A 13,778-nucleotide genomic window follows, 5' to 3' on the forward strand; every position below is an offset into this window, starting at 1 on the left:
CTTTAGGCGGTTGCCGTGGTGACGTCCACGACGCCTCGGGCGTCGGTGGTCAAGAGGCCGTAGTAACCGAACAGCCCCGCGTCAACGCCGCCATTGCTCACGTCGAGCGCGTCAACACGGATCGGGCCGCCCGGCAATTCGTAGAACTCGGTCGCTTCGTTGACGCCCACGGTCACGCGGCCATTGCTGGCCGTGTCGGAGATCGGAGCGGGCACTAACTTGAAGTCTGCAAGCTGCCCGGCCTCAAGGCCCAGGGAGGCATTAAGATAGGCGAGCTTGTCGGAGTCCACGGTCAACGCGAGTTTCTCCCACTCGTCGGCCCCGAGGATCGCCCACTGGGGTACGCCCACCTCGAGTACCCAGAGTGCGCCGCGTACCAGCTTGGCCCATGGGTCATCGACACCAAGCGCTACGGTCTTGGCGGTGTGGTTGCCAGCGGTTCGCATGTGTGCGAGTACCTTGGCATCACGCTTGCGGGCGTAGTTCTTCGCCCGCTCGCGGTAGAACGATTCCCAGAAACCGCCGTTAGGCATATCGACGTGAATACGGTCTACCTTGTGGCCCGAGGCGAGGCGGGCGGCGGTCTTGCTTACCGGCTTGGCCTTGACTTCATTGGTAGGAACCTCGGTCAGGTTGCCCTCGTAATCGCCTACGTCCGGGGTGAAACCGGCCTCCCAGCCCCAGCCCTCGATTTTCTGCGAGGTCAAGGTGCGGGCGGTGGTCAGTGGCGCGAAACGTTCCACGTAGGCCCGGCCGGCCCAGAGCTCTCCGACAAACTGCGGTACGCTCGTGGCGTCGTACACGTCGGACTGGATAATGGGGTCAAGGGCGAGGCTCAGAGATTTCTTCGAGCTCAGGTCGGCGCGGAACGATTCGACCGCGCCCAGCTTGACACCCTCCTTGCCGGTGGGGAAACCCTTGAGCGCCGGGCCGTTGCCCGCCGTCTTGAAAGCGTCCGGGCCGTGCTCCAGCAGAGCGCCGAGCGTGATGCCGCCGAAACCGGCCGGGGCGGGGGTCTTTTCGTCTAGATCCATGGTCTTTTCCTTTTCGGTTGGTCGGTCAGTTGCGTTGACCGAGGCGGTCACAGATTGCACGCGGGCATCTGCAAAGTCAGGTACGGCCACGAGTGATACCTCGTACAGTTCGCCGTCATCGAGTTGCCGGTCGCCGTTTTCCAGGGCGGTGACGGCCTCGGGGTGCACGCCGATGCTCAGGCCGTCGCGGGTTCCGTCGGCGGCTTTCTTGAGCGCCTCGTCACCCTCGGGGCCCTCGGGGATTTTGAACTCGGCCTCTAGGGTGTCGGGATCATACGAGAGCATGTATCCGACGCTCTTTTTCATGTCGTGTTCGATCAGCATCTTGACGCCGCGCAATGGCATGCGGGGGCGGAGCGATCCAGCGGCGAGGCGGATACGGGCCGTGGTTGAGGTCTTGTTGTAAGCGGCAATTTTGCCCTTGACGGTGCGGCGCTCCATGTCCACGGTTGCCGGTTCGGGCGCTATGGCCAGGGTCAGGCTACCCTCGGATGAAAGCTTGATTGTATTACTCATTGTTTGCCCCTACGTGTGGAGTGGATACGGCGGCCCCGGCGTTGCCCTTGGCGTCCTCGGCTTGATCGAAACCGGCCGTGTCATAGCGGATCTTCATGCCCGGCGGCGTCACGTCATCTTGGCTTAGGCGTTGCTCAACGGCGGTAATGAATGCGCCCATGGTCAGGACTAGGAACTCATTCATGTTCTGCAGCGTGTTCGAGTAGGTGTCACTCGTGCCGTTGTTGCCGTCAAGTAGCGCGGCGTTGATGTTCAGGAAGTTAGCGACGTCCAGGCGCACCTCGTTTCGGGCGTCGGCTAGCGGGCTTACCTCGTCGCTGCCCAGTTCCTTGACGTCGAGCCACCAAGGCGTGAACGCAAAAGCACCGTTGGGCGCTTGGCGTGCCTCGGCCCATTCATCGGCCACTTGGTCTAGTTCTTCATCGGTCGGCTCGTATTGATCCGCGATGTGAAGATTCAGCAGCGGCTTGCCGACGCGGGCGCGGTTGCGGATCTGCTTGCCGAGATACACGTATTCGCGTACCGAGTCGGCCCCGTATTCGAGGAAACCACCAGGAACCAAGGCCGGTATATAAACGACGCGGCGCGGGTCGAGGGTCGTACCGTCGATGGTCTGCACGTTGAATGCTTCATCCAGTGACCACAGCTCTCGGGGGATCCGTTCAAGCTCCAAGGGGTAACCGTCATCCCCGCGCTGTGAGATCCACCAGCAGGAGGCCCCGGTCATCATGAGATCTTGGAATGTGAAAGCGGTTCGATGCCGGGCGGTGATCGCCCCGAAAGTGCTATCGAGCCACACCGGGCCACCGGCCCCGGTATCGGTGACCAGATCGAAAGAGGCCCCCACGGTGGTAACGAGGCCGAGGCCGCGAGCTACGGGCGGAACTTTCATGGCTTCGCCCAGGGTGACGAGCCCCTCTCCAATCGCTTCGGGGGTCTGCACGACGGCGAGGCGGGCGGAATTTGCCCAGGGGGAAGATATCGAGGTGTAGCCCGATGAAACGCCCGTTGTAGCGTTGTAGACCGGCCCCGACTTGCGGAACAAATTAGCGATTCCCATGCCTCACAGCTAACCCGTTGGCGCTGGCCATCGCCTAGTTTTTCGGGTTTTTGCCTAGCAATGCCTATGCATTGCTAGGCATCCGCCTAGAACGTTCGGACTCGGGAGGTGCGTACCGCATCGGCGGGCTGTGGGGTCGCCGGGCGGCGTTCCTTGTTCACCAGGGCGAGCGCGGCCAGCGCAGCGCGTAAGCAAGTGATCTCCCCGGCCGAGGCTCGAAAGAGCATCGTAGAGCCGGATTCGCGCCATGTCGCCGTGCTGATTTGCTTATCAAGTATCGGATGCGTTCCATGCCAGATACTCATGTTGTCCACGCCGCGCGAGATCAGCGCGGTTCCCGATCCCGCATCTTTCATGGTGAGCGCTTGGACTTGCTTCGAGCGGATGCGAGGCTTGGCCCGCAGGTCATCGGCCATAGCCACATTCTGCCCGATGCTGTCATACCCAAGCTTGACACGGGGGAACTTTAATAATCCACGGGTTATATATTCATTCATCCACGAGACACCGCCCGAACGGTGCCGCATAATTTGAACGTGTGGCGCGTTGTGCTCGTCAATCCAGGCCGTGGCCACAGCGCCACTTTTCCCGGCCGGGTCAACGTCGAAACCCATAGCCCAGGTGAGCGCGGGCGGTTCGATCCTCGGATCTCGGCCGGTGACCTCCCACTTGCGCAGATCCAGGGCAGTGCTCTTGGCGTCCACGGGCCAGATACACATGTACTCTCGCTTGAACTCGGCGAGATCCATGTCATGGAAACGCTCGCGGATAATCTCGATGCTCGTGAGCCCGCACGCGAGGCCGGGATGATTCCGCATCCACTCGCCCTCGTCCTCGGGGTCGGCGAGGTCATCGGCGCAGTAATCCACGATGCCACGGTTTTCTTCATCTTCCCGGCCCTTGGTGAGGTATTCCCAGAATGAGCCGCGCCGTTCTTCGCCGGGCGTACCCGAGATGATGAATTGCGCATCGGGCGAGGTGTCCAGCACCGGGAGCGCACCGCCCAGCAGTTTCGGCCCCTCGTCCGGGTCGAGCTCCCCGCCCTCGTCCATCCAGAGAGCGCGGACGCCCTTGCCACGCAGTTTCGAGGGCTCAGGCGGCACAGATTTCCACTTTGAACCGTTGCTGAATTTGATTTGTTCTCGGCCTTGCGAGCGGTAAAGCTGCTTGATCCCGAGCTGTAGGAGCCCCCACTTTTTCGGATCTTCCAACGGTGGATCTTTATCGGGGTCAGTCCAGGCCGCCTCGATCTCGGCGTTATGCTCGTCGGTGATTTCCTCGGCGTGAGTTTCGAGCAAGTCCATGAGATCCGCCATGAACTCACTAGCGCGGGTTCCATCCTGCGCGGTGGAGATCACGAAATAGCCGGGGATATTCACGCAGCGGCCCAGGAGCACATTTTGTATCGAGGTGGTCTTAGTCGCACGGCGCGGGATTTCTACCACCACAGAGCGGTGACTAGGCAGCCCGCTCGGCCGCTTCGATTCCAGCACGCCCGCAACAATGCGGCCTTGCGGGGTCAGTGGCAGCCGTTGCAGCTCGGCCCCGCGCTCGGCGTTGCTCAGGTCGGTGCCCTCGGGGATCGGCGAGCAGTACCGAGGCGGCGACACCTCCAGGAAGTCGCTACGCATCTCTAGAGATCTCCCCCACCATGACCGCGTGATGCTTGGCGCAGAGGTCGAGGCCCGGCTGTGAGATCCAGCCCTCGGCGGCAGCTTGAACGCGGGCCGCTGCCTCGTCGGCCGCGCCGTCACTACGCGCTTCACACCAGGGAATATCGCAGGTGAAAGAGGTCTCGGAATAGGTGTTCATTGCCATGTCAGTTTTTCCTAATTGCTAGTCAGTGCGTGAATCTACGCAGAAAATGGGAGCGGACGGTAAACGTGGGCTTTGATGCCGCTCGCAAAAAATTATTGCGAGCGGCTTGCCGAGCGGCCGAGCTAGCGGGCCGGAGCCGGGCGGCCGAGCCGGGGAACTTCACAGCCAAGTGTTGAGCCAGCACCAAGCCGAGAGCACGGCGGCCAAGGCCGGGGCCAAGGGGCCGAGGCCGGGCGGCGGGAAGTAGATGCACGTCATCGGCGGGCCTTGCCACGAGGCCACCAGCAGAGGGCCAAGGCCAGGGCCGAGGTGCCGAGCAGGATCAGCAGGTCTTTATACTCTTGGCTCACTGGTCTGCCCACCGTCGATACGAGTGAATGACCGGGCCAAGGGGCAGAGCTACCTTGGTGCCCCCGTCGCTCTCGGTGATGCGGCACGAGTGGAGCCAAAGCCCCGTTGCCCCGCACTTGTCGATCTCTAGCTGATGTTGTGCCCAGGGCACGAGGGGCAGTGTGGTCATGCTGGCGTCTTCGGCTCGGCGGTGCTGTAGCTCAGCCTGTCGGCGGGCCAGCCCGTCGCCGTCCACGGGGTAGCACGCATCATGCCGGGCGTGATCATCTTCGAGTCGTGCCACGGTCAAGACGGGCAGATCCAGGCGGATCGGGTCAAGCTCTCCGAATTGCGGGGCGTAGTTTGTTACCACCATTGCGGTTCTCTCTCTCGTTGCTCGTGGGTTACTTGTGTTGCTGGCGTGCCGTGCTTCGCGCCGTTGGTCATTGCGGCCCCTACCCGGCCACCTGCCGAGGTGTTGCACGTTGCGTGCTCGGGGAATACCCCGGCCTCGGGGAGGCCGAGCGCCTCGGTCTCTACTCGGTCTTGGTCGTGGCCCGCGTGCCATGTGCTCTCGGGATCTTCGGGTGTGATGATCCCGCCACAGCTTCGGCACGGGGCCGGGAGCATGGCCCGCACGCGCTTGCGCGCTTCGGTTGACCTATTCCCGCCCCAGCGCTTTCTACGTGGCTTAGCGGAGCTCTCAGCGCCTCCGAGGTCGAACAGGGTTTCTTGTGCGCTCATGGGCCCCAGACCCCCGCAGGTTGGACATGAGAGCCGCCCCGGTATGTCTCACCGTCATAGGCCATCTTTTGAGTTGGCACCGTGTCAGTGGGCCGTGAAGCGTTGAGCCCTGCACGACGTTCCTTGAGCTTGGCCTGTAGCGTCGCTTGCTCGGCTCGCTCTCGTTGCTCTTTAGCTTCACGCTTTGCCTTGAGCTCGGCCCGCATTGCATCAAGCGCAGCCTTGCCGGGAGATCCCGCAGTGCTTGGCCCGTGCATCACACAATCGCGGCAGACACCGCCCGTGGTCATCTGGTCATCGGGCTTCGCAACGTCGCACTGGTGACAAGTCGCCCAGTTCTCGTAATCGCCGCCGCCACCATGGGTTATCTTTTGGGTTAATGGTTTGGGGTACGCTGGCATACCCCCGTGCGTACCCCCGCTAGGGCCCTGTGCGTACCCCCGCTCAAAGTTGTCCACATTTTCATCCACAGTCTTATCCACAGTTTCGGACGATTTGTTCACAGTTTTATCCACAGATTTGCGGGGGGTCGCTGGCGTCCCCCCGCGTGGATTAGTGCCGGGAAGCTTGTTCTGGTGGATATTTTTAGCGATATTTGCGACGCGCTGGCCGTCACTCATTGCGAGGTCGTACACGGTAGGCCGCTTGTCTTTGCGGATGTATTCCACGTGGAGCTGATTGCCCTTGCGGATCAGGCCTTGTGCTTCGAGCTTGCGCAGGTGCGCCCTTACGTTGCCCGGTGCGATCCCCACGACGTCGGCAATGGTTTGCTTCGATGGAAACGCGGCGGTGCCGTCCATGTGCGCGTGATCGGCCAGCACGGCCAGCACGAGGCGTGCTGTCGGGTCGATGCCGGGAGCCTCGTATAGCGCCCAGGTCATAGCTTGAACGCTCATTAGTAGTTCCTCTCCACGAGTGCCATGGTTTCGCCGAGGGCGGCGAGGTATTGCGCTTCGAAAGCGGCGCGAGTGAGTCGGCCGCGCTCGGCCCAGTGCTTCACGAGCTCGGGGGCGGCATACTTGTAAGCTCGGGTTTCGGAGCCAGTAAAGAGGCTGAAAGCGTCGAGATCGAGGGCCTTGCCCATCTTGTTCAGCAGGTAGCCATGGCAAGCATCATCGGCGGCGCGAAAGTCGTTTTCGATCTGCGCACGATAGGCGGCTTGGATCTCGCGGTGGAGATCCGCAGCGAGAGCAAACACGAGGCTCATACGGTCGCCCCCTTGTGGGCCATGACCTTATCGAGATCCGCCGTATAGATCAGGCGGCGGCCGCCCGGCCCTCGGCGAGTGTTCGGGAGCAGCTCGGACTTATCCCAGCGGCGGATGGTGTCGATAGATCGGCGCACCATGGCGGCCGCTTGGGAGATCGTGACATAACGAGGCCCGGTCATTTCTTGGCCTCGGCTTGAATGTCGTTGCGATCGAATACATAAGCCCCGCGTGAGGTGTCCAGCTTGGCGAAAGCCAGCAACGCGCCGGTTTGCACACGGCGAACTACTTGAGTGCGGCTAATGCCCAGGATCTCAGCTACGGTGCTAGCGCCGATTAGATCACCAGGTGATATCAATCGAGGCTCTAAAGATACATTGCATGTTTGCATGATCTAAGTTTTACCGGATCGCAACAAATGATGCAAGTTATCATTTCGTGACTGTGAGATGTTTCTATGTATCACTTATTGCATGAAAGTGACACCGCGCGTATATTTTGATGCATGAGCACACAACCAATACACAATGAAATGTTGCGGTTCACACTCGGTGACCGCATTAGGAAAGCGCTTCATGCATCGGACATGAAAGCCCAGGATCTAGCCGAGAAAATGGGAGTGAAGCGCCTAACCGTGAGCCGGTGGGTTAATGATGCCGTCGAGCCGTCGCTTGCTAAGGTGCGCCAAATTGCCCTAATTACCGGGGTTCCTGCCGAGTGGCTGCTAACCGGCCAGTTAAACGAAACACCCCCGCCCGTAGGCGAGGGTGAAAGAGTGGAGCCCCCTACCGGATTCGAACCGGTGACCTTCAGTTTACAAGACAGACGCTCTGGCCAGCTGAGCTAAGGGGGCGTACCGAATAAGAATATCCGAAAACCCTGCGGCACTGCGAATTGGCGATGCTCCGAGTTAAATGCCGATGGGAAGGAAGCCAGCATTGGCTTCCTTCCCATCGGTCGGGGTGCGAGATCAATAAGGATACTACCGGATCCCGAACAATTGTCCAGAGGCTACCGGTTCGACTTACTTGTTGGCAGCGATTGCTTCCTTCACTGCGGTTGGGAAGTCTTCCTTTGCCAGATCGACTACCTTGCCCTGGACGAAGATCGATGGGGTGCCAGCCACGCCATCGTACTGGCCGGCAGTAGTGGTGTACTGGACGAATGGACGGAACTTGTCATCTGCGATGCAGCTTTCAACGGACTGCGCAGCGCCATTCTGGATCGCCAGATCGGCCAGCTCGGCGTTCTTCATCTCGCCCTCTGGGTAGTGGCCCCACAGCGCCTTGACGAAGCCCATGTAGGCTTCTGGGCTTTCGTCGGCGACGCAAGCCAATGCGTTGGCGCCGCGCGAGGAGAAGTTAGTTGCTGAACCACGGTCAAGGTAGCCGACGTTGCGGTATTCAACGGTGACGTCGCCGTTGGCCAGCCATTCCTCGATCTGGTCCCCGTAGGTAGCCTCGAAGTCTGCACAGTGAACGCAGTTGGCGTCAACGTACATGGCGATGTTGATCGGTTCGCCCTTTTCAGCCACCGTCAGGTCGCGTGGGGTAGCAGGCGATGGCGCCTCGGCAGGTGCTTCGAGCGTCTTGATATCCACATTCTCGATGGACTTCTCTGCGACAGTGTCCGGCGAGGTGACCATGATGCCACCGGCTGCGGTAGCGCCCTGCGGCACGGCGCCGGAGTCTGCCACCTTTGCGTTGTTGTTCTGCACGATCAAGGTAACTACCAGTGCGATGACCACAATGACTGCGGCCAATACGCCCAGCTTCACGAAAAGCGACTTGCGCTTCTGAGCGGCATCTTGAGCGGCACGCATCTGCGCCGCCTTCTCTCGGGCACTCGCGGTTCGCTCTGCCTTCGATGGGCGCGGGTTATTTGTAGACATAAATTTGGCGGTTCCTTGGTCAGCGGACAACTATCATCTGGAGTCAAGCTTAGCCAACTCCGAGCGCCAATATCCTTGAAAACTCAAGATTCCCCCACCTTCACAGGACTCACATATCTTTCGCATACAGCACCCAAAGTGCTTCGAAAACCTTAAGTTGAGCGTTAAACCAAGTCATCGGCGGATATCGTTTCTTTGCTGCCGGTTCTTTGCTGACCACGCGGCACATGCGCAGAAGTAGCCCATATGACGGAGAAATCCGTCCCTTCGTTCCCTTAGCAGTCAGTTTTCACTAGGCTAAATAGCAAGAGCGAGGAAATTTGACGAGATGTCATTCACTCAGAACCGACGAATCTGCACCACGCCGGTGAACCAGATTGAACAAACCAGGAGGTTTGCAGTGGGTACCCCAGCGCCGAGTACAAAGACCGAAAATTCCTACGATTTTGTGGTTGTAGCCAACCGCCTTCCGGTGGACCGCATCACCAACCCTGACGGATCGCAAGGATTCCAGCGTTCGCCCGGCGGTCTGGTTACCGCCTTGGAACCGGTCATGGCTGCGTCCGAAGGTGCCTGGGTAGGCTGGCATGGCGGTATCGGCGAGAAGCTGGAGAGCTTCGACAAGGACGACATCCATCTGGTTCCGGTCCCCCTGGATGAGGATGACCTGACCCTCTACTACGAGGGCTTCTCCAACTCGACGCTTTGGCCGCTCTACCACGACGTCATCGTGCCACCGGAGTACCACCGCACCTGGTGGGACCGCTACAAGAGGATCAACCAGCGATTCGCCGATGCCGTACTGGAAATCGCGGCCCCGAACGCTACCGTGTGGGTCCACGACTACCAGCTGCAGCTGGTTCCGCAGATGCTGCGGCTGGCGCGACCCGATCTGAAAATCGGCTTCTTCCTGCACATACCGTTCCCGGCGGCCAGCCTGTTTTCGCAGCTGCCCTGGCGCACCCAGATCTTGCAGGGACTGGTCGGCGCGGACTTGGTCGGGTTCCAGCGCGAAACCGATGCGAGCAATTTCCTGCGCTGCTTGCGCCGGTTCACCGACTACTCCACCAAGGGGGATGTGGCTTCGCCCCCAGCCGGTAACGACATGCAGAATCTCTGCCGCGCCAATGCGCATCCAATTTCCATCGATACCGAGCAAATCGCCAAGCTCGCGCGCGATCCGCAAATCATTGCCCGTGCCGCCCAGATCCGCCATGAGCTGGGCAATCCGAAAACCATCATGCTGGGCGTGGACCGCTTGGACTACACCAAGGGCATTCGCCACCGCCTGAAGGCCTATGGCGAGCTCCTCTCCGACCAGACTCTGCGCGCCGGTGATGTCTGCCTGATCCAGGTAGCCAGCCCCAGCCGGGAAAATGTGGACAGCTACATCGAGCTGCGTGACCAGGTCGAGCTCATGGTCGGGCAGATCACCGGCCAGCATGACACCCTGAGCCACACCACCCTGCGCTACCTGCACCAGTCCTATCCGCTGCGCGAAATGATCGCCATGTATCTGGCAGCCGATGTCCTGCTGGTCACGGCCCTGCGCGATGGGATGAATCTGGTGGCCAAGGAGTTCGTCGCTGCGCACCAGGATGGTCGCGGCGTACTGGTGCTCTCGGAGTACACCGGCGCTGCCGATCAGCTGACCCAGGCTGTCCTGGTCAACCCGCACGACATCGACGGGATGAAGGCCAAGATCGTTGAAGCGGTTCAGATGAATGAGGCAGAGCAGGAACGCCGGATGAAACGCATGAACCGCCACTTGGCGCTCAACGACGTCTCGAAGTGGTCCGAGGATTTCCTAGCCGAGCTGGCCGAGATCAACGCGGCCACCTCCGTGCACGAAATCGTTCGCTAGAAGATTCCGACAGGAATCCTGATCTCCGATGAGGAATACCATTGCCTGACCTTGACCCTGCCCTGCAGGCCGCGCTCGCTGATTTTGCTGCCCATCAGCGGGTACTAGTTGCTTTGGACTTTGATGGAACGATGTCCCCGCTGGTTGACCGGCCCCAAGAGGCCCGGCCGCTGGAAGAGTCTGCTGCTGCCTTCGAGCAGCTGGCTTCCAGTCCCGGGGTATACACCGCGGTGGTGTCGGGGCGTAACCTGCAGTCCTTGAGCGAGGTCTATCCTGAACCTCGTCCAGAGATTCGCATTGGTTCGCACGGTGCCGAGCGCTTGGTTCCGCCACAGCTGGGCGCGATCTGGCACGATGAGCCGCTGACCGCTAGGCAGTCCGAGCTGCTCGGGCAAATTACCAAGCGCCTGGAACGAGTTGCTGCGATGCACGCGAACGCCAGCGTGGAGTACAAACCGTCGGCCACGGTCCTGCACGTCCGCCAGGCAACACCTGAAGTTGCCGCCAAGGCCCTGGCACAGGCGCGGCAGGCGCTACGTGATTTGGACGGCATCAAACTGCTTGAAGGCAAAGCGGTGCTAGAGGCCACCGTGCATCACGGCGATAAGGGCCAGAGCCTGCAGTGGTTGCGTGAAGTACTCGACGTCCAAGCGGTCCTTTTTGTCGGTGATGACGTGACCGACGAGAACGGATTCAAGGTTCTTGGCGCAGCGGATCTGGGCATCAAGGTGGGACCTGGACCAACTGCGGCCGCGCATAATATCCTTTCGCCAAGTGAATTACCACACCTTTTGAAAAGTCTGATTTCCATGCGACACTGAAGTGTCCCAACTCACTTTCACTACGGATCGTCGGGCACGTACCTGCCCGTGAAAGGATTGTCATCATGGCAACTGTGACCTTTGAAAAGGCCACCCGCATCTACCCGGGCGCACTTGTGCCTTCCGTCGACGCTATCGACTTGGAAATCCAAGATGGAGAATTCCTTGTCCTGGTCGGCCCGTCGGGTTGCGGCAAGTCCACCACCCTGCGCATGCTCGCGGGCTTGGAAGAAGTAAACTCCGGTCGTATTCTCATTGGCGATAAGGATGTGACCAACGTTCCGCCTAAGGACCGCGACATCGCCATGGTCTTCCAGAACTACGCGCTGTACCCCCACATGACCGTTGCCGAGAATATGGGCTTTGCCTTGAAGATCGCCGGCGTCGACAAGGAGGAACGCAAGAAGCGCGTGCTGGAAGCAGCCAAGCTTCTCGATCTGGAGAAGTACTTGGACCGCAAGCCCAAGGCCTTGTCTGGCGGCCAGCGTCAGCGTGTGGCCATGGGTCGCGCCATCGTTCGTTCACCCCAGGTGTTCTTGATGGACGAGCCGCTGTCCAACCTCGATGCAAAGCTGCGCGTGCAGACCCGTACCCAGATTGCGTCGCTGACCCGCCGACTCGGTGTCACGACCGTGTACGTGACCCACGACCAGGTGGAAGCCTTGACTATGGGTGACCGCGTTGCCGTACTCAAGGACGGCGAGTTGCAGCAGGTAGGCACTCCTCGTGAGCTCTACGATCGCCCACGCAATGTCTTCGTCGCAGGCTTCATCGGGTCCCCTGCCATGAACCTGGTGCAGTTGCAGTCTGCCAATGGACAGGTTGCTTTCGGTTCAGCTGTTATCGATGCGCCTGGGGCACAGGGTGGAGTCACCTTGGGCTTCCGTCCAGAGGACATCGAGATTGTCGGTGCCGGCGAAGGTGTGGAGATTGTTGTCGACGTTGTTGAAGAGCTCGGCGCAGATGCCTACATCTACGGTTCGGCAGAGCTAGGCGGCGAAACTCAGATAGTCGTGGTTCGTGTTGACGGCCGTACGCCTCCCGCACGTGGACAGCGCATCAATATTGCACCAAATCTGCAGCACGCGCACCTGTTTGATACGGAAAGCGGTCTGCGCTTGGACAACGCCTAATACTGGCTAGCGCCAATGGCGGCTTGGAAATTGAACTCCAAGCCGCCATTGGCTTTAAGTCCGCTGCGCGAGAGTCCGGTTAAACATCGAAGGCCCCGAACAAAAGTTCGGGGCCTTCGGCAAATTATGCCCGGCGATGACCTACTCTCCCACACCCTCCCGAGTGCAGTACCATCGGCGCTGTGGGTCTTAGCTTCCAGGTTCGGTATGGATCTGGGCGTTTCCCCCACGCTATGATCGCCGTAACTCTATACCTCATGGCTAGCCATGGGAAAACTACGGTGTCATTCGCGATTGCGACAACTCCATAACTATATCAAGCACGCAGTGGATGCGCCACTTCAGAACGCGTTACCAATAGTGTCCTTCGCCATACCCGGCTAATTGGGCTAGCTCCAGATATCGTCCCCGCGGAACGTAGCCTCGGCACCGCCATCGCAGTAAATCGTTTGCCCGGTGACGTGAGTATTTTCTGCACTCGTTAGCCACAGCAGTAGCTTGGCAATTACCACGGCTTCAGAGTGGTAGTTCAATGGCATCGGCACATTCTGGTCAACCATCGATTTGCCTTCTTCTGTCGCCAATAGGTCCCGAGTCATGTTGGTGATCACGGTGCCAGGAGCCACAGCGTTCAATGGGATCCCTGCGCCGGCCCACTTCTCCGAGATGCACTCGCGGCGAACCCAGCGGCTCAGCGCACGCTTGGAGGACGGGTAATTCAGGTAACCGGATCGCGGGCCAGCGGCTTCCAAGGCTGCACCAATGGCCAGGGCTGCTTCCTCGTCGCCTGCAAGCAACGCATCAACGAGTTCAGCGGAATTCTGCTGGATCGAGGCCATCGAGGAAACCACGGCCACGCGTGGTGACTGCGAGAGTCCCAATGCAGGCAGCAGGCCTTCCAGATACCTGGTTACGCCGAAGTAGTTTACCGAGACGGTAATCGCCTTAGGAGCCGAGATGCCTGCGGCCGCGATGACCGCGTCAATCTTGCCTTCGGAATGCTCTAGGGTCTGGCTGATGGCGCTTAGCCGGCCCGCCTGCGTCGATAGGTCAGCAGTGACCTCGGCATCGCGTAGATCAACTCCAATGACCTTGTGCCCACGTTCTCGAATCAATTCTGCAGTGGCCGCGCCAATACCGGAAGCAGCGCCAGTAACGACATAAGTTCTCACGTTCGGTTTCCCTCTTTCGCAATTGGAAGACGAGTCGAGTCACCGTCGATGAGTCAGTCGCAGCCTCGCTCACATCCCACACTATGCCCATTTTGAACCGTCCCTGATTTGATGCCGCTGTCTTTCGAGAGAAAGATAGCAACCATGCCCAAGAAATACCCTGCCGAAGTTCGTGAACGCGCCGTAGC

At 60.0% G+C, this 13,778-nt stretch carries 13 protein-coding genes, 1 tRNA gene, 1 rRNA gene and 1 pseudogene; 4 read left to right on the forward strand and 12 right to left on the reverse strand.

Annotated elements, in window-relative coordinates; translation table 11 throughout:
- Positions 1 to 2 precede the first annotated feature (2 nt).
- From ACIOTL_RS16410 to ACIOTL_RS16445, 8 genes are all read right to left on the reverse strand, one after another.
- Positions 3 to 1,550 (reverse strand): HK97 family phage prohead protease, encoded by a 1,548-nt coding sequence (locus tag ACIOTL_RS16410; protein WP_400343704.1) that lies wholly within the window; start codon positions 1,548 to 1,550, stop codon positions 3 to 5.
- Complete coding sequence (locus ACIOTL_RS16415) at positions 1,543 to 2,610, reverse strand: phage portal protein (RefSeq protein ID WP_400343707.1); 1,068 nt, start codon at positions 2,608 to 2,610, stop codon at positions 1,543 to 1,545. Before ACIOTL_RS16415 ends, ACIOTL_RS16410 begins: the two co-directional genes overlap by 8 nt.
- A gap of 86 nt (positions 2,611 to 2,696) precedes the next feature.
- Positions 2,697 to 4,241 carry a hypothetical protein gene (locus tag ACIOTL_RS16420; RefSeq protein ID WP_400343709.1) on the reverse strand — a complete coding sequence of 515 codons (1,545 nt, stop codon included), beginning with the start codon at positions 4,239 to 4,241 and terminating at the stop codon, positions 2,697 to 2,699.
- The gene (locus tag ACIOTL_RS16425) at positions 4,234 to 4,428 is read right to left on the reverse strand and encodes a hypothetical protein (RefSeq protein ID WP_400343712.1); all 195 of its coding nucleotides are present in this window, start codon (positions 4,426 to 4,428) and stop codon (positions 4,234 to 4,236) included. The genes ACIOTL_RS16420 and ACIOTL_RS16425 overlap by 8 nt, the downstream gene beginning before the upstream one ends.
- Before the next feature lie 346 nt (positions 4,429 to 4,774).
- Positions 4,775 to 5,134, reverse strand: coding sequence for a hypothetical protein (locus ACIOTL_RS16430; RefSeq protein ID WP_400343715.1), 360 nt, complete (start codon positions 5,132 to 5,134; stop codon positions 4,775 to 4,777).
- A gap of 364 nt (positions 5,135 to 5,498) precedes the next feature.
- On the reverse strand, positions 5,499 to 6,398 hold the full coding sequence (locus tag ACIOTL_RS16435; protein WP_400343718.1) for a helix-turn-helix domain-containing protein: 900 nt from the start codon (positions 6,396 to 6,398) through the stop codon (positions 5,499 to 5,501).
- A complete protein-coding gene (locus ACIOTL_RS16440; protein WP_400343721.1) occupies positions 6,398 to 6,709 on the reverse strand; it encodes a hypothetical protein in 312 nt (103 codons plus the stop codon). The genes ACIOTL_RS16435 and ACIOTL_RS16440 overlap by 1 nt, the downstream gene beginning before the upstream one ends.
- Positions 6,706 to 6,891 (reverse strand): MerR family DNA-binding transcriptional regulator, encoded by a 186-nt coding sequence (locus tag ACIOTL_RS16445; protein WP_400343724.1) that lies wholly within the window; start codon positions 6,889 to 6,891, stop codon positions 6,706 to 6,708. The genes ACIOTL_RS16440 and ACIOTL_RS16445 overlap by 4 nt, the downstream gene beginning before the upstream one ends.
- 350 nt (positions 6,892 to 7,241) lie before the next feature.
- On the opposite strand from ACIOTL_RS16445, the pseudogene ACIOTL_RS16450 reads away from it, so the two are divergent.
- A pseudogene (locus ACIOTL_RS16450) lies at positions 7,242 to 7,433 on the forward strand (helix-turn-helix domain-containing protein); the annotation flags it as partial.
- Between the two features lie 52 nt (positions 7,434 to 7,485).
- On the opposite strand, the gene ACIOTL_RS16455 reads toward ACIOTL_RS16450, so the two are convergent.
- Positions 7,486 to 7,562 (reverse strand) — tRNA-Thr (locus ACIOTL_RS16455).
- Between the two features lie 171 nt (positions 7,563 to 7,733).
- Positions 7,734 to 8,600: a thioredoxin domain-containing protein gene (locus ACIOTL_RS16460; protein ID WP_105659112.1), complete on the reverse strand. Its 867-nt coding sequence runs from the start codon at positions 8,598 to 8,600 to the stop codon at positions 7,734 to 7,736.
- Between the two features lie 400 nt (positions 8,601 to 9,000).
- On the opposite strand from ACIOTL_RS16460, the gene ACIOTL_RS16465 reads away from it, so the two are divergent.
- The 3 genes from ACIOTL_RS16465 (at position 9,001) to ACIOTL_RS16475 (ending at position 12,418) form a co-directional block, all read left to right on the forward strand.
- Positions 9,001 to 10,464: a trehalose-6-phosphate synthase gene (locus ACIOTL_RS16465; protein WP_388024933.1), complete on the forward strand. Its 1,464-nt coding sequence runs from the start codon at positions 9,001 to 9,003 to the stop codon at positions 10,462 to 10,464.
- Positions 10,465 to 10,505: 41 nt separating this feature from the next.
- A complete protein-coding gene (gene otsB / locus ACIOTL_RS16470) occupies positions 10,506 to 11,285 on the forward strand; it encodes a trehalose-phosphatase (RefSeq protein ID WP_400343728.1) in 780 nt (259 codons plus the stop codon).
- 65 nt (positions 11,286 to 11,350) lie between these two features.
- Positions 11,351 to 12,418 (forward strand): ABC transporter ATP-binding protein, encoded by a 1,068-nt coding sequence (locus ACIOTL_RS16475; protein ID WP_105659109.1) that lies wholly within the window; start codon positions 11,351 to 11,353, stop codon positions 12,416 to 12,418.
- Between the two features lie 128 nt (positions 12,419 to 12,546).
- Here the strand turns inward: ACIOTL_RS16475 and rrf are convergent.
- Together rrf and ACIOTL_RS16485 are read right to left on the reverse strand one after the other, a co-directional pair.
- Positions 12,547 to 12,663 (reverse strand): 5S ribosomal RNA (gene rrf, locus ACIOTL_RS16480).
- Positions 12,664 to 12,807: 144 nt separating this feature from the next.
- The gene (locus ACIOTL_RS16485; protein WP_388024931.1) at positions 12,808 to 13,590 is read right to left on the reverse strand and encodes an SDR family oxidoreductase; all 783 of its coding nucleotides are present in this window, start codon (positions 13,588 to 13,590) and stop codon (positions 12,808 to 12,810) included.
- Positions 13,591 to 13,778: the final 188 nt, after the last annotated feature.

Source organism: Glutamicibacter sp. NPDC087673 (assembly GCF_044743255.1).
Taxonomy (GTDB): domain Bacteria; phylum Actinomycetota; class Actinomycetes; order Actinomycetales; family Micrococcaceae; genus Glutamicibacter.